The organism is Tannerella forsythia (assembly GCF_003860135.1).
In the GTDB taxonomy this organism is placed as follows: domain Bacteria; phylum Bacteroidota; class Bacteroidia; order Bacteroidales; family Tannerellaceae; genus Tannerella; species Tannerella forsythia_A.
The window spans coordinates 1-20,042 of the sequence record NZ_RQYN01000030.1; the positions used below are offsets into that span (position 1 = coordinate 1).

General features: G+C 52.6%; 13 protein-coding genes and 1 tRNA gene. 7 read left to right on the top strand and 7 right to left on the bottom strand.

Features of this window, described 5'->3' with window-relative positions; all coding sequences use genetic code 11:
• Together EII41_RS08435 and EII41_RS08440 are read left to right on the top strand one after the other, a co-directional pair.
• Positions 1 to 184, top strand: a 184-nt coding sequence (locus EII41_RS08435; RefSeq protein ID WP_148091744.1) for a T9SS type A sorting domain-containing protein, incomplete at its 5' end; no start/stop codon positions are given.
• Between the two features lie 192 nt (positions 185 to 376).
• A complete protein-coding gene (locus EII41_RS08440; RefSeq protein WP_124790231.1) occupies positions 377 to 790 on the top strand; it encodes a lipocalin-like domain-containing protein in 414 nt (137 codons plus the stop codon).
• 375 nt (positions 791 to 1,165) lie between these two features.
• Here EII41_RS08440 and EII41_RS08445 read toward each other — a convergent pair whose 3' ends face one another.
• The 3 genes from EII41_RS08445 to EII41_RS08455 form a co-directional block, all read right to left on the bottom strand.
• On the bottom strand, positions 1,166 to 2,710 hold the full coding sequence (locus tag EII41_RS08445; protein ID WP_124790232.1) for a sulfatase-like hydrolase/transferase: 1,545 nt from the start codon (positions 2,708 to 2,710) through the stop codon (positions 1,166 to 1,168).
• A gap of 114 nt (positions 2,711 to 2,824) precedes the next feature.
• Positions 2,825 to 4,456 (bottom strand): RagB/SusD family nutrient uptake outer membrane protein, encoded by a 1,632-nt coding sequence (locus EII41_RS08450; RefSeq protein WP_124790233.1) that lies wholly within the window; start codon positions 4,454 to 4,456, stop codon positions 2,825 to 2,827.
• A gap of 8 nt (positions 4,457 to 4,464) precedes the next feature.
• Positions 4,465 to 7,812: a SusC/RagA family TonB-linked outer membrane protein gene (locus EII41_RS08455; protein WP_411292589.1), complete on the bottom strand. Its 3,348-nt coding sequence runs from the start codon at positions 7,810 to 7,812 to the stop codon at positions 4,465 to 4,467.
• A gap of 486 nt (positions 7,813 to 8,298) precedes the next feature.
• On the opposite strand from EII41_RS08455, the gene EII41_RS08460 reads away from it, so the two are divergent.
• From EII41_RS08460 to murB, 4 genes are all read left to right on the top strand, one after another.
• Positions 8,299 to 9,555, top strand: a complete 1,257-nt coding sequence (locus EII41_RS08460) for a Gfo/Idh/MocA family oxidoreductase (protein ID WP_124790234.1) — start codon at positions 8,299 to 8,301, stop codon at positions 9,553 to 9,555.
• Positions 9,556 to 9,649: 94 nt separating this feature from the next.
• Positions 9,650 to 13,126: a family 16 glycoside hydrolase gene (locus EII41_RS08465; RefSeq protein ID WP_124790249.1), complete on the top strand. Its 3,477-nt coding sequence runs from the start codon at positions 9,650 to 9,652 to the stop codon at positions 13,124 to 13,126.
• Positions 13,127 to 13,198: 72 nt separating this feature from the next.
• A complete protein-coding gene (locus EII41_RS08470) occupies positions 13,199 to 13,669 on the top strand; it encodes an SPOR domain-containing protein (protein WP_124752025.1) in 471 nt (156 codons plus the stop codon).
• A gap of 105 nt (positions 13,670 to 13,774) precedes the next feature.
• On the top strand, positions 13,775 to 14,791 hold the full coding sequence (gene murB, locus EII41_RS08475) for a UDP-N-acetylmuramate dehydrogenase (protein WP_124790235.1): 1,017 nt from the start codon (positions 13,775 to 13,777) through the stop codon (positions 14,789 to 14,791).
• A gap of 774 nt (positions 14,792 to 15,565) precedes the next feature.
• On the opposite strand, the gene lysA is transcribed toward murB, so the two are convergent.
• From lysA to EII41_RS08495, 4 genes are all read right to left on the bottom strand, one after another.
• On the bottom strand, positions 15,566 to 16,726 hold the full coding sequence (gene lysA, locus EII41_RS08480; RefSeq protein ID WP_124790236.1) for a diaminopimelate decarboxylase: 1,161 nt from the start codon (positions 16,724 to 16,726) through the stop codon (positions 15,566 to 15,568).
• Positions 16,727 to 16,747: 21 nt separating this feature from the next.
• On the bottom strand, positions 16,748 to 18,079 hold the full coding sequence (locus tag EII41_RS08485; RefSeq protein WP_124790237.1) for an aspartate kinase: 1,332 nt from the start codon (positions 18,077 to 18,079) through the stop codon (positions 16,748 to 16,750).
• A 42-nt stretch (positions 18,080 to 18,121) separates the two neighbouring features.
• Positions 18,122 to 18,820: a cell division ATP-binding protein FtsE gene (locus EII41_RS08490; protein WP_124790250.1), complete on the bottom strand. Its 699-nt coding sequence runs from the start codon at positions 18,818 to 18,820 to the stop codon at positions 18,122 to 18,124.
• Between the two features lie 291 nt (positions 18,821 to 19,111).
• Positions 19,112 to 19,188 (bottom strand) — tRNA-Met (locus EII41_RS08495).
• Between the two features lie 165 nt (positions 19,189 to 19,353).
• On the opposite strand from EII41_RS08495, the gene EII41_RS08500 reads away from it, so the two are divergent.
• Positions 19,354 to 20,034, top strand: coding sequence for a response regulator transcription factor (locus tag EII41_RS08500; RefSeq protein WP_124752021.1), 681 nt, complete (start codon positions 19,354 to 19,356; stop codon positions 20,032 to 20,034).
• The last annotated feature ends 8 nt before the right edge of the window (positions 20,035 to 20,042 follow it).

The window sequence follows — 20,042 nt, forward strand, 5'->3', positions numbered from 1 at the left end:
CACGGAAGAGGGTATGTTACAGATCCGGACGACAAAAGCAACGGATGTGCAAGTCTATTCGCTTACCGGGCAGGTAGTTTACCGGGCTCGGATTGCCGAAGGACAAACCTCCATTCCGCTGGCACAAGGCCTATACATCGTTACCCTCGATGGCCAAGCCCGACAGAAAGTCGTGATACGGTAAAAGCAAAAAATAAAGTGTACAAAAAGAGCTGTCTCATTTTCGGGATGGCTCTTTTTATACGTGTTCGCTCTGTATGGTTTCATCTCAATATGACTTTCCAGTCTTTTTCTTATTGCCTGTACAACGGCATGTACGAACAATTTGGGCAAACAAAAAGAGTCTTGTACCTTTGCCGATGTAAAGAAGGAAAGCATGAGAAAAATCAAACAAGGCATCAGGATGCTATTTATCGCATGGCTATGTGCGGCATGCCAGCATGAAGTCAGCGACCGGCTGAAGGGGAAATGGCAATTGCAGACCGTCGAGACGCGCGGGAACATCACCAAGGTCGATACCGTATGGTATAACTTCCAGTCCGAATCGCTGTTCATGTATCAGATCTATCGCCCCCTTTCACACGACTACTTCTACACTTACGGATATAAAGTACAACCTGACGAGCATACGCTGAAATTAGAGCTGACGAATTATACGATTCTGGTTAAGGATTTTCTCCCGCACACCGACTGGCCTAAGGCCCGGCGTACGTTTTCCGTCGGTCACATCGACAGCCGCCGCTTGATCTTACATGCCGGCGACACCACATATACGTTCCGCCGACATTGACGTCCGCCTCCGATTATAAAGCTCCCTTTCATGCTGTTGTTGTACAACAACAGGGTTAAAACAGCTGTTTAAGGGTCGTTGTTGTACAACAACGGGGCAAAACATGCTGTTTAAGGGTCATTGTTGTACAACAACGGGGCAAAACATGCTGTTTAAGGGTCGCTGTTGCACAACAACGGGGCAAAACATGCTGTTTGAAGGTCATTGTTGTGCAACAACAGGCAAAAACATGCTGTTTTGAATACCGGATACCCAGTTTCCGACGTTTTCGACGGCACAAGCAGGGCTAATTCTGAACAAAAAGAGCCGCCTCGTTTTGAGACAGCTCCTCCTCTTCAATCACATTTAAAAGAACACACGAGAAATACTCTTCGCTTACAGTTCCATTCCCACGCCTTTGCTTTTCTCTTTTTCGAGAATCGCCTTCATTTCTCCCACGATTTCAGGCTTTTCCTTCGCCATGTTGTCGTACTCGCCGCGATCCGTCGCGATATGGTAGAGCTGATCCTCAGGATGATTACCCAGCTCGGTATTCGTCAGCGCATTGTAGGGCGAAGCCTGACTCGGTTCGATGTATTTCCATTCGGGCGTCAACACGGTCAGCGACGAGCCGGCGCCGATCACATAGTCGCGTCCTTTCAGGTCTTTACCCAGCCATGCGGGGAGCTGGTTGCGGCTGTCGGCAGGAATATCCGCCGTGTTTTTCGCCCCGATAAGATGAGCCAGTGTGGCCGTCATATCGATTTGCGAAACCAGCGCGGGCGATGTGGCCGCCTTCACCCGTTCGGGCCAGTGTACGATAAACGGCACACGTGTTCCGGCTTCGAACGTACTGTATTTCCCTCCGCGGAACGGGCCCCACGGTTTGTGATTCTTGAGACGCGCAACGGCTTCATCGGCGTAACCGTCGTCCACGACCGGGCCGTTATCGCTCGAAACGATGATCAGCGTACGCTCAAAGACACCCGCCTCCTTCAATGCCCGGACGACCTCGCCTACCGACCAGTCGAACTGCACGAGGGCATCGCCGCGGTGTCCCATATCGGTCTTCCCGCGGAAACGTGGATGCGGAAAACGCGGCACATGAATATCGTTCGTTCCGAAATAGAGGAAGAACGGACGGTCTTTGTTCTTCTCGATGAAGCGCACGGCATGCACCGTAATGCTGTCGGCAATGTTCTCATCCTCCCACAGCGCGGCCTTTCCGCCTTTCATGTAACCGATGCGCGAAATACCGTTCACGATGCTCTGGTCGTGCCCGTGATTGGGGCTGGGTTTCAGCTTTGTCAGCAGTTCGGGATTTTCTTTTCCGGTAGGCTCGCCTTCGAAGTTCTCCGTATAGCTGACAGAGATCGGGTCGTTAGGATCGAGGTTGACGGCACGCTGGTTCTCCATGTAAACACACGGTACACGGTCGCCTGTAGCCGCCATGATGTACGAGTAGTCGAACCCCACCTCGGCCGGTCCGGGAGCTACGCGCTCGTTCCAGTTCTGTTGGCCGTTCTCGGCGCCCATCCCCAGATGCCATTTGCCTACGGCTCCGGTCGTGTATCCGGCCTGACGGAGGATCTTGGGCAGTGTCAGTCGGTCGGGACGGATGATCAGCGCGGCATCGCCCGCGGCAATCCCCGTACCTTTTCTCCGCCACGGATATTCTCCGGTGAAGAGACCGTAGCGCGAGGGAGTGCTTGTGGCGGCAGCCGAGTGCGCATTGGTGAATCGCACGCCGTTGCTGGCCAGCGCATCGGTATGAGGTGTTTGGACACGGGTAGCGCCGTAGCACGAGAAGTCGCCGAATCCGATATCGTCGGCATAAATCAGTACGATGTTCGGTCGTTCGTTCTTTTGCGCCTGCGACAAGGCGAGCGTAAGGGCCGAGGCGGTCAACAGACCGGCTTTCGGAAGAAGATGTTTATTCATATAGGTATGTTTTATCATTTATCGATTCAAAAAAAGTATGTTCCGAAGAAAACGACTTTGCCGGAACATTACGCTCCGGCAAAGTTAATCAATTTACCCTTTTCTTGCATCCATTTAGCGCAAATTCGGGTTGATGTCCTGCTCGGCCTGCGGAATCGGCCATTTGTAGTCTTGCGGCGAGCGGAAGCCTCTTGTATTCACAAACCATCGACCGTGCGGATCGACTTGGCCGCCTGCCTTTACACGCGTCCGCTTGGCTCCGGGGAAAGGCGCTCCGTAAACATCTTTGGTCAACACTTCTTCCCCGATCTTCCAACGCAGAATATCCCAATAACGGATACCTTCGCAAGCCAGCTCTACCCGGCGTTCGTTACGCAGCACCGGACGAAGCGAAGACGCATCCGTCTGCGTGATGTTCGGCATATTGACCGAAGCACGTCCTCTGATTCGGTTGATCGTCTGATCGAGCAAAGCCTGCGAGATGGCATCGCCGGCTTCCATCTTGGCCTCGAGGTAACCGAGGAGTACTTCCGCATAGCGAATCACCGGCACATTTCCCCCGTATTCCTGCAAATTACCTTTGTACGTTTCGTCAAAAAACTTGCGCATCATAAAGCCGGTTTGGGTAGTTTGTCCGCCCATCACGCGGTCGGGACTCGAAGCCGAGTCGGGATGGCTCACGTAAGGTTTCCCCATAAACATCGCTCCGTTATAAAGAATCGTATAGCGGAGACGCGGGTCGCGGTTCTTGCCCAAGTCATTCGGATCGTACAGCGGACTGTCGTAAGAAAAGCTCGTACCGTCGGTAAACTCGTAGGCTTCGAACAACGAAGCCGGCACATTGATGATGCACCATCCTCCGTCCTTGGCGGGTAAAGCATGTTGAGGCATCGCCTGTCCGGCCAGACTTTCGATATGTTGCATCGAGAAGATGTTTTCACGGCTGTTCTCTCCCTTCGGTATGAAAAGCGACGAATAGTCGGCTACCAGTTCATTGTCGCCGTAGTCGATAATCTCTTTATAAACCGTCGCCGCTTCGCTCCATTTATTTTCCGCGAGATAAACACGCCCGAGGAATGCCAGTGCCGCTTGTTTGCTGGCACGGCCGATCTGCTCGACCGACAGATCTTTGAAACGCGGCAAATCGATCACGGCGGCTTTCAACTCATCGATTACAAATTTCGTGATCTCCTTGCTACCGGTCTTCTCCACCGTGTTAGCCTCATCCCGTGTCAGCACTTTGGTCACTAACGGCACGTCCTGATAATACTGCGAGAGATAGAAGTATTGACAAGCCCGGATGAAGCGGGCTTCAGCCGCATAACGTTTCGTCACGTCGGTCTCGGGCAGACTGCGGATATTCTCCAAAAAACGATTGCATTGGGTAATGCGTTTATACGTGTTCCTCCAATAACGTGCAACAAACGGATTATTGGCAACAAGCTGTCCGTTGGACAAGCGGAAGAAATTTGACGCGTTATTGCGCCGGTCATACAAATTATCGGAGGCAAACTCCAGAAAAACGAGCCCGCCGTAGCTCCACCAGTCGGAAGGTTGATATTCCGGAGCGTTAAACAGGATATCACCGCGATACAAACCGGTCAAGGCTACTTTCGCATTTTCTTCGCTCGACCAGATGGTAGCATCCGAAAACCGGTTCAGCGGATTGCGTTCCAGATCGCAAGCTGCCAGCATCCCGATCAGCAGAGCGGGAAGGCATATATGTTTTAATATTTTCGTAGACATAGTTGTTATCAGAATTTAATGTTTAAACCGAAGGTATAAGTTTGCTGAATCGGATAATACCGGCCGTTGGTGTTGATTTCCGGGTCCCATCCGCGGGGATATCCGCTTAAGGTAAGCATGTTTTCGCCCGATACATATATTCTCACACCCGAAATGTGCAGCGCATGAAGCCATTCTTTTGGTAACGTATATCCCAATTGCACGTTGCGCACACGCAGATACGAAGCATCGCGCACCCAGAAGTCGGAGACTTCGGTATTGGGACTTCCTCCCCCCGAAACTGTTTCGAGACGCGGGTACGACGGATAACGCTCGGGACTCTCGGCGCGGAAACGTCCGTCAGCCTGCCAGCGTTGCACGTTCCCTTCCTGCCACATGGCGAATCCCGCCACGCCGCTCAACATCCCTTTCACTCCGGCTACGCCCTGCATCTGAACAGCCGCATCGAAATCTTTATACGACGCTTGGATACCCAAGCCAAACGTATATTTAGGAATACGTGTCCCTAGCACTACGCGGTCGTAATTCGGGTCGACTTTCCCGTCGGGCACTCCATCCGGACCGCTGATATCGCGGTAGCGAATGTCGCCGGCCTGAGCCTTAGGGGTAACTTTCGTCTGATCGGCCCACGTCTTCACATCCTCGGCATCAAGGAATACCCCGTCCGTTTGATAACCGTAATAAATCTGCATCGGATGACCGATATACAGTCCGCCGCTTCCAACGAGCCCGTTCAACTGCTTCACATCGCCCACTCCGAGCGTCTCGATTTCGTTCCGGACGATGTTGAAATTACCCTGCACATCGAGCGTGAAGTCACCGCTACGCAGGTGATGACCGACCTCGAACTCCAGCCCCCGGTTCGTGAGGGATCCGGTATTGATGGGCGAGATGTTCAACCCCAGCACAGACGAAACACTTCCCGATGGTGCGTACAGAATATCGTAAGTATATCGGTTGAAGTATGCCATGTTGAAAGACAGTAACCCGTTCCACAACGAACTTTCAAAGCCTACATCCCACGTGCGCGTGCTCTCCCAGCGCAGATTCGGATCGGTAAGCGTTGTGATCGAAGCGCCCGACGAAAACGTATTGCCGAACGGATAGTTACGTCCCAGATCATACAGCGTTTGATAAGGATAAATACCGATATTCTGATTCCCGAGTACGCCCCATGAAGCTTTCAATTTGAGGTTCGTCAGCCAGTTCATTTTTTCGTTCTCACGGATGAAAGCCTCTTCACTCAGTCGCCATCCTAAAGCCACCGAAGGGAAGAACCCGTATTTCTTCGATTTCGGAAAACGCGACGAGCCGTCGTAACGCATCGTCGTCTCCAGCAAATAGCGTTCCGCATAGTTATAGTTCAACCGTCCGAAGAGCGACTGCAAAGCCCATTCCTGCCCGGAGCCATCGGCCTTCTGATTGTCTGGCGCGCCCACATCGAGATACGGCAGATCGTTCGATGCAAAATTATCCCGGAACCCTTTCAGCCAACGATCGGAATAATCTTCGAACGAATATCCCGCAAGAAGCGAGAAATTGTGCTGCCCTATTTTCCGGCTGTAATTTGCCGTAGCCTGAAATGTCTTATACAGATTGCGCTGCATCCGGTTTTCTAAGAAAGAAGGGCCTAAGACGCGTCCGCCTTCAATCTTCAACGTAGAACGGAAACGTTTCTCTTCGTAGTTTCCGTAAGTAATTCCTCCCATCGCCGTCAGTTCGAGCGATTCGATCGGCTGATATGTCAACGACACATTGGCCGTGGTCTTATACTGCGGCAACGAGTAGAACGAAGGGCTTTCGATCCATGCCGGAGGCGTTCCGTGCACTTCCTGTCCTTTTCCATACGTTCCGTCGCTGAGTTTTACCGGTGTCACTCCCGGAAAACGGAGTGCCTTGATGATGATACCTTCCATATCGTCGGCATCGTCGCCGGCCGGAATCGCCGGTTCGTTCCGCTCCGACATCACGCCGTTGATGCGCGTCGTAAGTTTAAGATTGGGCAACAGCTCAGTCGTCAGGTTCACGCGCGCATTGTAACGTGTATAGTCGTTCTTGGCGATCAGACCGTTTTGTTTCAGATAGCCGAAGGTCAGCAGATAGCGGGTCGTTTTTCCTCCGCCGTTGACGTTGAGGTCATGGCTCGTCTGAAATCCGTCACGATCGAATACACGTTTCAAATAATTCTCATTCGCATAGTGATCCGGGTCGGAACCATCTTTGAATTTCGCGATCTGCTCGTCGGTGTACACGGTCGAATTCGAAGCTTCGTTAAGCAGTTGAGCATATTCCCACGTAGGAACCAGATCAGGGAACGCTGTCGGCCGGTTGAACCCGACATAGCCATTGTACGAAACTTGTACCTTGCCTTCTTTTCCGCTTTTGGTCGTGATCAGAATCACACCATTCGCAGCACGTGCCCCGTAAATCGCCGCCGTAGAAGCATCTTTCAACACGGAAATGCTTTCTATTTCGGCCGGATTAATATCGGCAAGCGAACCGGGGATTCCATCGACCAGTACCAGGGCCGTGGGGCTGGCACCGAACGAGCCGACCCCCCGTATCTGCACACTGTTCGACGGATTACCCGGAGCGCCCGAACCTTGAATAATCGTAACACCCGACATCATGCCGGTAAGCGCATTCGTGATATTGGCATTCGTGCGCTGACTGATTTTCTCCCCGTCTACCTGTGCGATAGAACCGATGATATTTACTTTCTTCTGCACACCGTAACCGACCACAACCACTTCGTCCAGTTGCTTCGTGTCTTCGTGCATCACGATATCGAACGACATCTTTCCCTTGGTTGGAATTTCCTGATCGCGATAACCGATGTACGAAATCCGCAATACGGCATCCGATTGTACGTCGATCGTAAAATGACCGTCTATATCGGTAATCGTTCCGTTCGAGGGATTGGCTTTCTCTACAATCGTAACACCGATCACAGGTTCGCCCAAGGCATCCACAACACGTCCTTTAACCGGTCCCTTTCGACCCTGTGTCGGAGACTTTTGTTGCCCGTCCGACGCATTCTTTTCGACTAACGCGATAATGTTGTTTTCACCTTTCCGGTATTCGATCGTCGTGCCGGAAAGCAGTTGCTGCAATGCTTCGTCAATACCGGAGTCGGTAAGCCGCAGAGAAGTGATCTTCTCTAAATCGGGCAGCGATTCGTTGTAAAAGAACTTGTAATCGCTTACTTTCTCAATCGCTTTTAAGACCTCTCGCAGAGGCTTGTTTTGCAAATTCACGGTAATTTGCGCAAAAGCAGTACTTGTCATAAACAAAAACAGCAAAAAGAGCACCGCTCTTGTTAATGAACATCTTTTCAAAAAATGATTTTGCTCCATAAAAAAATAGTTTAACAATTGTTTTTCATTTTCTATCCGAGATATGATGCTTCCGAAAGTTTTTTTCTTCATTTATCTATTCATTTAAAAGAGAAAGAAAACCGTCTTTTACGAAGCAGATCGAGTTTCACGGTTGATAAGAGTACAAAAGAATGGAAGAAAACCTCCAATTCCCCCTTCCTTATTTGTGTTTTTTAACTGTTTTGCGTGTTATAAGGACGATTCGGTCGTGCCGAAAACAAGACGATAATCGTTTCCGGTACATTCGTCCACAAAACATCATCAAAGAAATATCTCTTGATGTTAGGATGGTCTTTTCAGAAAGCAAGGACAAGATAGAACTTAGTGAAATGACGAATAGAAACCAATTGGCAGTTACGTTATTTTTTGCAAAGAGAAAAATGCCACGCCTTCATCCTCCCATTTTTTTTGTAAGTTTGTCAGCCGAAAAAATGGATGAACTAAACAATTCTAATTATATAATCTATGGGAACAAACAGACGGAATTTTCTGAAGACCCTCGGCGGTGCGGCACTTTTTACCATTGTGCCTCGCAATGTGCTGGGGAAAGGTTTTATTGCACCGAGCGACCAGTTGACCAAAGGGATTATCGGTACCGGAAGCATGGGACGCACACACCTGAATTACGCAGGCACACGCCTTGTGGCAGTCTGCGATGTAGACAAAAATCATTTGGAGCTGGGAAAAGCGCTGGTGACGGACAAGATCGCGGCGTATCATGATTTCCGCGAACTGATCACCGACCCGAACGTGGACATCGTCCATATCGCCACGCCTCCCCACTGGCACGGTATCATGGCCGTCGAAGCGGCGAAGGCCGGCAAAGACATCTGGTGCGAGAAGCCGATGACACGAACCATCGGCGAAGGCAAGCGAGTGATGGAAGCCGTCGAGCAATACGGCCGGATTTTCCGCTTGAACACTTGGTTCCGTTTCGCCGATCCGTTCTACGGTCTCGGTACGCCCGTCCAGCCGTTAAAGAAACTGATCGCAAGCGGCATGCTCGGATGGCCGTTGAAAGTAACAATCAGCAAGTATACCGGTTTCGACTGGAAATTTTACTGGGTAGGTAAAGAGGCGCTCGAACCGCAGCCCGTACCAGCGGAGCTCGACTACGACTTCTGGCTCGGCCCGGCTCCCTATAAGCCGTACAATGCGCACCGCGTCCATCAGACGTTCCGCGGATACTGGGATTACGATGGCGGAGGACTCGGCGATATGGGACAGCACTACATCGACCCCGTGCAATATTTCCTGATGAAAGACGACACCAGCCCCGTCAAAGTTGAAGTGGATGCACCGCAGCAACACCACGATGCCGTCGGCACATGGCGCTCGATCACCTATACGTACGAAGACGGCTGTCAGATCGTACTCTGGGGAGGCAACTACGGCAATCCGGATACGCCTTACATCGCCGGACCGAACGGCAACGTATATAAAAACTTCGTGTGCGACATCCCGAATTGGGAGAAGAAACTGGCCGACTATCCCGAGCCGGCTCCGCAACAGACCGATTTCATCGAGTGCGTGAAGACGCGTCAGCCTTTCGCATTGAATGAACGCAACGGTTTCCGCTCGTCGACGATTGTGAATCTGGGCGCCGTAGCGCTCCGGTTGAACCGGACCTTGCACTTCGACCCGGTGAAGCTTAAGTTTATCAACGACGAAGAAGCCAACCGCTTACTCGATCAACCCATGCGGGCACCGTGGAACATCTAAAAAAGAAAGTCGGGCGCATGCTGGCATTCATCCTTCCGGATGTGAGCCGGTACGTTCCTTTCATGAATTTAAATAATCATCAACTATGAAATCAATGAAAAAATACTTTATTATAGGATGTAGTGCGTTGGCGTTGTATGCCGGAAGCCTAACGGCGCAGACCCCGGCCAACCGGGCGACGCAGACGATCATCGCCGATGTGCTGGCGCAGATGCCCGCACAGAAACAAGCCGGCTACAACCGGATGATGCAAGAACTTACCACGACGGGCGAAGAAGGCGTATTGAGTTTGCTGAAAATGTTCGATCCTTCGGGCAAAGGCAATAACATCGCCGTGGAATATGCCTTGAGCGGATGGGCGAATTATGTGATGGGCGCCGATCAGGCAAACGCCCGTACGACGATGGAAAAGGCGTGTCTGAGAGCACTTGATCAGACGAACGATCGCGAAACAAAAGCGTTTGTGATCCGTTTGCTGGAACAAATCGGTTCGGACGCGTGTATCGATAAGTTGTCGGGATACCTGACCGAAGACGCGTTGAGCGCGCCGGCCGCACAGGCGCTTGCCGCCATCGGCAGCGAGTCGGCCGCGCAAGCTTTGCAGGCCGCTTTGAAGAACCGCAGCGCGCGTTCCGAGCAGGCCGAACGAAACATCATTCAGGCATTGGGCCATGTCCCGGCAGCCGGTACGGAACCGCTGTTGATGGCTTTGTTGAACACGAATCAGCCGGACACCAAGAAAGTGCTTTTCGAAACCCTGAGCAAAGTCGGGACAAAAGCCTCGCTGCCTGAACTGGCGGCGGCAGCCCAAAAAGCCGGCTATACGATGGAGAAGACCGGTGCGAACGAAGCGTATATCCGCCTTATAAACCGCGTCATTGCACAGGGCGATGGAAAAGAAGGCATGAAAGCGGCCGCCGATCTCCTCAAAAAGTCGACGAAAGCCGGACAGGCCGGTACCCGTATCGCCGCGATGCGAGCCATGATGGAGGCGGCCGACTATAAAACCGGCGCCAAGATGGTAACCGACGCGTTGAAAGACCCTTCGAGGGAGTACCGTTTTGAGGCGTTGCGCGCCTCGTCGCGCTTTGCCGACAAAGCCTTATACACACAGCTCATCAAGGCGCTGCCCAAAATCAAGCCGGAGTTACAGACCGACGTTCTGAACTGGATGCGTGGAGAAGCACAAGCCTCGAAGACCAAACGGGATATGCTTAACGCGGTGGAAACAGGCATCGAAACAACCGGTATTCAGACGCTTCAAAACATGTTGAACAGCCCGGTATTCTCGGTAAAAGAAGCGGCCGCGATGGTTTTGGTCGAGCTGGGTAACACGCAGTCGATCGCTCCGCTGGCTTCGCTGCTGGCAAGCAACGACACGAATCTGATCAAGCTCGGGCAACAGGCGTTGCTCTCGTTCCAGGCCATGCCGCCTCACGGCGATATTGCGCCGGCCGTAGCCAAAACGATACCGTCGGCTTCGGACAAAGGCAAAATCGCTGCCATCGAACTGCTGTCCACACGTAAATCGACCGCATTCCTGAACAATGTATTGGAGCTGACCCAATCGCCCTCACCCGAAGTAAAGACGGCCGCGTTCGCGGCACTGAAAAATGTCGTAGGCGAGAAAGATATCACGAACCTGTGCGGCATGCTCGAAACGGTTGAACCTTCGGGCGTAGAGGCCGTACAGCAGGCGCTTATCTCGGCGTTATCGTCGCAGACGGCCTCGCAACGGTTTGAAACGCTGTCGCGCCGGATGCTCAATGCCGGAACGGGCAAGAGTCACCTCTACTATACCCCGCTGGCCGCTACCGGCGACAAACGGGCGCTGGACATGATTGTAAAAGGTTTCGGCCAGAACACGGGCGCAGCCAAGGAAGCGGCGTTCGACGCGCTGTTGCACTGGGGCGATATCGAAGCCGCCGCACCGCTGCTCGACATCTGCCGTGACGCTTCGGCCTCGAACTATTTCACCAAGGCGTTGGCCGGTTATGTGAAGCTGGCTTCGAACCCTGCCATGACGGGCGAAAACCGGATGATCTACCTGCGCAAGGCGCTGGAGCTGGCAAAGACCGACGCCGAAAAACGCTGGATTATCTCGCTGATGGGCAGAACAGGCACGTACTTCGCGCTGCTTTGCGCCGGCGAACACATGAACGAGCCGGCCTTGAAAGAAACCTCGGCCATAGCCGTCATGAATATCGCCCTCGACCATCCCGAATATACGGGCGAAGTGGTGGAGAATCTCCTCAAGCAGGCCGCCGCGTCACTGAGTAATCCCGACGCCGACTATCAGCGTCAATCCATCCGCAAGCACCTTGACGAGATGCCGAAGACACAGAGCTTCGTTTCCCTCTTCAACGGTAAAGACCTGACCGGCTGGAAAGGTCTGGTAGGAAATCCGATCAGCCGTTCGAAGATGAAACCGGCCGAACTGGCGAAAAAACAAGCCAAGGCCGACGAGATCATGCGTCGCGACTGGAAAGTCGAAAACGGCCTGCTCGTTTTCGACGGAACGGGCTACGACAATATTTGTACGGAAAAACAATACGGCGACTTCGAGATGTATGTAGACTGGATGCTCGACCCCAACGGCAAGGAACCGGATGCCGGCATCTACCTGCGCGGCACGCCGCAAGTACAAATGTGGGACACGTCGCGTGTCGATGTGGGTGCGCAAGTCGGATCGGGCGGACTGTATAACAACCAGACGCATCCGAGCAAACCGCTGACGGTGGCAGACAACAAGCTGGGCGAATGGAACACGATGTACATCAAAATGGTCGGCGACCGTGTGACCGTGAAACTGAACGGCGTCCTCGTGGTCGATAACGTCGTGCTGGAAAACTACTGGGATCGTTCGCAACCTGTTCCGGCGCTTGAGCAAATCGAGTTGCAGGCGCACGGCAGCAAAGTATATTATCGAAACATCTACGTGAAGGAGCTGCATCGTCCCGAGCCTTTCCGCCTTTCGGCCGAAGAAGAAAAGGAGGGTTTTAAAATCCTTTTCGACGGAACGAACATGCACGAATGGACAGGCAATCTGGTCGACTATACGATCGAAGACGGCTGCATCTCCGTCGCTGCCGATACGAAATTCGGCGGGAATCTGTACACGAAAAAAGAATATGCGAACTTCGTCTATCGTTTCGAATTTCAGCTGACGCCGGCGGCCAACAACGGCGTCGGCATCCGCACGCCGATGGAAGGCGACGCCGCTTATGCCGGCATGGAGATTCAGGTACTCGACAGTGAGCATCCGGTCTATCGCGACCTGCACGATTATCAGTATCACGGCTCGGTATACGGTATCATCCCCGCGCGTCGCGGATTCCTCAAGCCCACGGGCGAATGGAACACGGAAGAGATCGTGGCAGACGGCAACCGCATCAAGGTCACCCTCAACGGCGAAGTGATTGTGGACGGCGACCTGAAAGAGGCCACGAAGAACGGCACGATGGACGGCAAAGCTCATCCGGGACTGTTCAACCAATCCGGTCATATCGGTTTCTTGGGACACGGCTCGCCCGTGAAATTCCGGAACATCCGCATCCGCGAACTGAAATAAAAAAAACGACGCGTAAAGCCGGAGTTCGAATTTATTTATATCTTTGCGACATCAATTTTACCATAAACCGATATGAAAAAGTTAGGATTGTTAAGCATGGCTCTTTGCGTGGTGATGATGTGTTTCGTTTCCTGCAAATCGAAACAAAGCGCATACAAAGCGGCTTACGAGCAGGCGAAAGAGCGTGAGATGACGAAGTCGGAGCCGGTCGAAGAGCAGATCACGCCGGTGACGAAAGCAAAAACCGCGACGGCTACCCGTCAGGAGAAGATTACGCCGATAGCCGGCGAGAATCCCGAAGGAATCAAGCTCTACAGCGTCGTAATCGGCAGCTTCAAGAATAAGACGAACGCTTACTCGTTGAAAGAGCGGATGCAAAACGAAGGGTATATGCCGGTTTTGGGCGAGAACGAACAAGGCATGTTGCGGGTCATTCTGACCAGTCACGAAACACGCAAGGAAGCGGAGAAGAGCCGCGACGCCATACGGGCAAAGTTCTTCCCCAACTTTCAGGACGCGTGGCTGCTGGAACGCACCTATTGATCGCTCTCCCTCTCTTGAAAGGACAATAAACAAAGGATGCTTCTTCCGTATGCGGAGGGGCATCCTTTCTTTGCATCAAACCGAAAATAATCCCGCTGATTGCTTATGCGTATCGAACAAAACTTTTCCCTGCGGACGTACAATACGTTCCGCCTCCCCGTACAGACGTTCTGGTTCATGGAGTATGCCGACGAAGCCGAACTGCTGCGGATTCTGCGCGACGAATATTTCTGCGAGCAGCGCTCGTTGCATATCGGCGCGGGAAGTAACCTGTTGTTTCTCGCCGATTTCAAAGGCGTCATTCTCCACTCCGCCATCAAGGGCATCCACGTGACGGAAGAAACGGACGACACGGTACGCCTCCGCGTCGGAGCCGCCGAAGTGTGGGACGATGTCGTAGCCTTCGCCGTGTCGCGCGGATGGGGAGGCATCGAGAACCTCTCGCACATCCCCGGCGAAACGGGAGCCGCCGCCGTGCAGAATATCGGCGCTTACGGTACGGAAATAGCCGATGCGATCGAAACCGTAGAAGCTTACAAACAGTCGACGCGCGAACGACACGTCCTCCCCCGCGCCGCCTGCGCCTACGGCTACCGAAACAGCCTCTTCAAGGAGTCGGCCGACGATCCGTATATCGTGACGTACGTGAATCTGCGTCTGCAAAAACATCCGACGCTGCATATCGACTACGGCGCACTGCGTGAAACGCTCGATGCCGCCGGAGCGCCCCTCTCCGTACAAACCGTACGCGACGCCGTGATCTCCATCCGTCGCGGCAAACTGCCCGAACCGGGCGAACCGGGCAACGCCGGCAGCTTCTTCATGAATCCGGTGATTCCGCAGGCGCGGTTCGACGCGCTGAAAGCGCAATACCCCGACATACCGTCGTATCCGTCGGACGAGGGCAAGGTCAAAGTGCCGGCCGGCTGGCTCATCGAACGTTGCGGCCTCAAAGGCAAACGACACGGCGACGTCGGCGTCTACGAAAAACAGGCGCTCGTCATCGTCAATTACGGCGATGCCACGGGGCATGAGATCGCCCTCTTCGCCGAAAGCATCCGGCAAGCGGTCGACGAGCGTTTCGGCATCCTCCTGACGCCCGAAGTCCGTTACGTGGAATAATACCGCGCCGCGCAAGAGCATCGGCCACCGCTCCTGACGGCAGGAACCGACGAAAAAGTACACGGAAAAACGTTCAGAACCTTCTGAAAGCGCAAAAAGTTCGCGGGGAAGGTTTCAGAACTTTCTGAAAGCAGAAAAAGTTCGCGGGCAAGGTTTCAGAACTTTCTGAAAGCACAAAAAAGTTCGTCGGGAAGGTTTCAGAACCTTCTGAAAGCACAAAAAGTTCGCGGGGAAGGTTTCAGAACCTTCTGAAAGTACAAAAAAGTTCACGGGGAAGGTTTCAGAACCTTCTGAAAGCACAAAAAGTTCGCGGGGAAGGTTTCAGAACTTTCTGAAAGCACGAAAAAGTTCGTGGGGAAGGTTTCGGAACTTTCCGAAAGTAGAAAAAGTTCGTCGGGAAGGTTTCGGAACTTTCCGAAAGCACAAAAAAGCTCATCGGGAAGGTTTCGGAGCTTTCCGAAAGCAGAAAAAGTTCGCCGGCAAGGTTTCGGAATTTTCCGAAAGCACGAAAAAGTTCGTCGGCAAGGTTTCGGAACTTTCCGAAAGTATAAAAAAGTTCATCGGGAAGGTTTCGGAACTTTCCGAAAGTATAAAAAAGTACTCGGACGAGGTTTCGGAACTTTCCGAAAGTAGAAAAAGTTCGTCGGGAAGGTTTCGGAACTTTCCGAAAGCACGAAAAAGTTCGCCGGCAAGGTTTCGGAACTTTCCGAAAGCACAAAAAAGTACTCGGACAAGGTTTCGGAACTTTCCGAACACTTCGCCGGATATGTATTTTCAACCCAAACGGTCGGAAAAGAAGGCTTTCGGCAACGACCGACAATTGTACTGCATGGCCATCACTTCGCCATACGCTCCCGCCGAACGGAACGCGATCAGGTCGTTACGACGCACTTCGTTCAGTTCAACGTCTTTGCCGAATACGTCGGACGATTCGCAAACCGGCCCGACGACGTCGTAACGCTCCGTCTGCCCGTCGCTCGTGATATTTTCGATACGGTGGTAGGCGTCGTAAAAAGCCGGGCGCAACAACTCGGTGAAGCCGGCATCGAGCACGGCGAACTTCTTCGCCTCCCCCTCCTTCACATACAACACCCGCGAAATCAGCGAGCCGCACTGTCCAACGACCGACCGCCCCAGCTCGAAATGAATCTGTTGTCCGGGACGACGGCGAACGAGTTTGTGAAACACCGCGAAATAACTCTCAAAATCGGGTACATCGAGATGGTTCGGATGATGATAGTCGATACCGAGACCACCTCCGAAGTTCACATTGTCGACCACGATACCCTGCGCCTCCAGCTCGTCCTGCAACTCGTTGCTGCGGATGCACACGTCGCGAAACGCCGACATGTCGGTGATCTGCGAACCGATATGAAAATGCAACCCGGTGAAACGAACATGCTTCATCGCGCGCATCTCGGCGAAGACGCCGGGCAGCAAACTCAGGTTGATGCCGAACTTGTTCTCCTGCAAACCGGTCGTGATTTTGGCATGTGTACGGGCATCGACATCGGGGTTGACACGCAGCGCGACCCTTGCCGTCTGCTTGCGTTCGGCCGCCAGCTCGTCGATGATCCGCAGTTCGGCCAACGACTCGACGTTGAAGCATGCGATGTCGTGTTCCAACCCCAGCCGAATCTCCCAGTCGGCCTTTCCCACACCGGCGAAAACAATTTTCGATGCCGGAAAACCGCAGGCCAGCGCGGCCTCGATCTCTCCGCCGCTCACGCAGTCGGCGCCGAACCCACGCGCCGCGATCGCCGACAGGATGCGTGGGTTAGCGTTAGCCTTGACGGCGTAATGTTGATGATAGCCGTATTTTTCGGTCTCTGCCGTCAGCGCGTCGAGCGTCTTCTGAAGCAAAGCCATGTCGTAATAATAAAACGGCGTGTTCCACTGCCGGAACCGCGCTACCGGAAAAACTCCTTTGATCATGTTACGTCGCTTGTCCGAAAGTTAAACCTCCGACGCGTTTTCGTTAAACAGATGGTCGCTCAGCGCCTGCAACGCCCGTTGCTTGTCCGACGCTTTGATGATGAGCGACACGTTATAGTTGCTTCCTCCGTACGAAATCATCCGGATCGGAATATCTTTGAGCGCATGGATGATCCGTGCCTCGAACCCGACATTGTCCCACTCCAAGTCACCGACCACGCAAACGATGACAAGGTCTCGATCGACCGTCACGGTGCCATACTTTTTCAGATCGTCCACGATCTCTTCCAGATGTTTCGTGTTGTCGATCGTCACGGACACCCCGACTTCCGAGGTCGTTACCACGTCGATGGGCGTGCGATGGTTCTCGAACGTTTCGAACACTTTCCGCATGAAACCGGTGGCCAGCAACATTCGCCCGCTTTTGATCTTGATCGCCGTGATATGATCCTTGGCGGCAACGGCCTTGATTTTGCCCTTCTCCGTCACGTTCGAGATCGTCGTACCCGGCGCTTCGGGCTGCATCGTGTTGAGCAGTCGCACAGGAATGTTATTCTGCTTGGCCGGCAAGATACACGTAGGATGCAGAATTTTGGCACCGAAATACGCCAGCTCGGCGGCCTCGTCGAAGTGTAACTGATGCACCGGCGCCGTATGTTCCACCATGCGCGGGTCGTTGTTGTGCATCCCGTCGATATCGGTCCATATCTGAATTTCTTCGGCATGGATCGCCGCCCCCACGAGCGACGCGGTGTAATCGCTGCCGCCCCGTTGCAGGTTGTCGATCTCGCCGTACGCGTTGCGGCAGATGTACCCTTGCGTGATGAACAGATTTACGTCGGGATATTGCTCCAGCAAGCCGTTCAGCTTCTCGCGGATATAAATCGGATCGGGGTCTGCGTTCTTATCCGTGCGCATGTAATCGAGCGCCGGAAGCGAGGCGGACTTCACGCCCTGTTCTTCGAGGTAAAGGCTCATCATACCGGTCGACATCAGCTCGCCCTGCGCCAGAATCACTTTCTCCTCGAACATGGTAAACAAGTCTTTGATCAACGAGCGGATCTCGTCGAAATGCGAGGCGACCAGTTCCAGCGCCTTCTGCTTGTACGACTCGGTGCGATACAGTTCGTCGATGACTCCCGCATATTTGAGCGAGAGCATATTGATGACTTCGTTGGCACCGTCGGGATTCTTTTTGTAGAGGTAGTCCGCGATTTCGACCAATGAGTTCGTCGTACCCGCCATGGCCGACAAAACGACGATTTTGGGAGTCCCGTCGCAGATTAGTCGGGCAACGTCCTTAATCCGCTGCGCCGAACCGACGGATGTGCCGCCGAATTTTAAAACGTTCATTTGCGTCGTATTTTTATGCTGTTATTTGTTGATGTAATTCATTTACGAATGATGAAGCTCGTGCGGATTCGTTACGTCGTGCAGCCTTGCTTGTTCGCATTTGACGACACGTGCCGGAAAACGCTCCACGATGTTGTAATTATGGGTCGTCATCATCACGGCTGTGCCTCGTTTGCAAATGTCGTGCAGGAGTTGTACGATCTGTCCGCTCGTTTCGGGATCGAGGTTGCCCGTCGGCTCGTCGGCCAGAATAATCTCCGGCGTGTTCAACAGTGCCCGGGCAATCGCCACGCGCTGCTGCTCTCCGCCCGATAACTCGTGGGGCATCTTGTAACCTTTGTTCGGAATACCGACCTGCTCCAATACCTCCTGAATGCGTCTGGCGATTTCTTCTTTTCTGCGCCAGCCCGTCACTTTGAGTACGAACTCCAAGTTCTTGAAAACCGAGCGATCGGTCAGCAACTGAAAATCCTGAAAGACGATGCCCAGCTTGCGACGCAGATAAGGGATATCGCGACGTCGCATGTTGCACAAGTCGTATCCCATGATGGTCGCTTCGCCCTCCGAGACGGGGATTTCGCAATACAGAGCCTTGAGCAAGCTGCTCTTCCCCGAACCGACCTTACCGATGACATACACAAATTCGCCGTTTTGCAGCGTCAACGATGCGTTGCGCAAGACGATATTTTCTTCCATGCACAACGTTACATCCTCCAAGTGGACTAATGTTTTATGTTCCATATTCCCCTTTGCCTCTTTTTCTGCCTCTTTCGCCATCGTTCTCTGTAGATCGTATGCAAGATGATCCGACCTTCTCTTATCTGATTTGTTGTCAGTCGGCAAAGGTAATAAAAACTCGCAGGAAACGAAATCTTTCGATCGAAATATCCATGTAACGTTCTTGTCTCCTATTCGAAGAGGCAGCTAAGAATTCTTGCAGAGCATCGCTTCCCCTCTCTTCGTAGAGGCTTTTAAAGAAATGAAATCGGATGAATGGAATGAGACATGTCGTTTCTCACGTCGGATGGGATATGGTAGCGAGACCCGGGATTGAACCGGGGACCTCATGATTATGAATCATGCGCTCTAACCAGCTGAGCTATCTCGCCATCGTTGAAAAACGGTGCAAAGATAGTAAAAAAACAATTATCCGCAATCGAACGATGTTTTTTTTCGGGTCTTGATTTTTTTCCCTACTTTTACCGCTGGCAAAAAGCATTTTCAGTTCTGTTTCAGAATCTGCGACTTCTTTTGCACCCCAAACAAACGAACCGATGAAGATACTTGTTATAGAAGACGATCCGTCGTTGCGCGAGCTGATCGTCAAGTCGCTGGAAAAAGAGCGTTATGTAGCCGAGGTGGCCGATAACGTCCGCACGGCCTTGTTTAAAATCGAAGACTACGACTACGATTGTATCCTGCTCGACATCATGCTGCCCGATGGCAACGGATTTAACGTGCTGGAACAGCTCAAGGCAATGAAGAAACAGGAGAGTGTGATCATTATCTCGGCCAAAGATTCACTTGATGATAAGGTCGAAGGACTTGAACTCGGCGCCGACGATTATCTGGCGAAGCCGTTCCATCTGGCCGAACTGCACGCACGCATCCGCAGCGTGATCCGCCGTAAGCAACATCAGGGCAATACGGAGATCGGACTGGGCAACGTGCGGATTATTCCGCAAACGTTTCAGGTATTTGTAGGTAATCAAGAACTGATGTTCGGACGAAAGGAATACAATATTCTGTCGTACTTCATCAACCGTCCCAACCACCTGATCAGTAAAGAAACCCTTGCCGAAGCCGTGTGGGGTGACCATATCGATCAGGTAGACAATTTCGACTTTGTCTACGCTCAGATGAAAAATATCCGTAAAAAACTGAACGATGCCGGCTCTACGCTCGAAATCAAATCGGTTTACGGATTCGGGTACAAACTGCTCGTTCATGACTAATCTTCCTT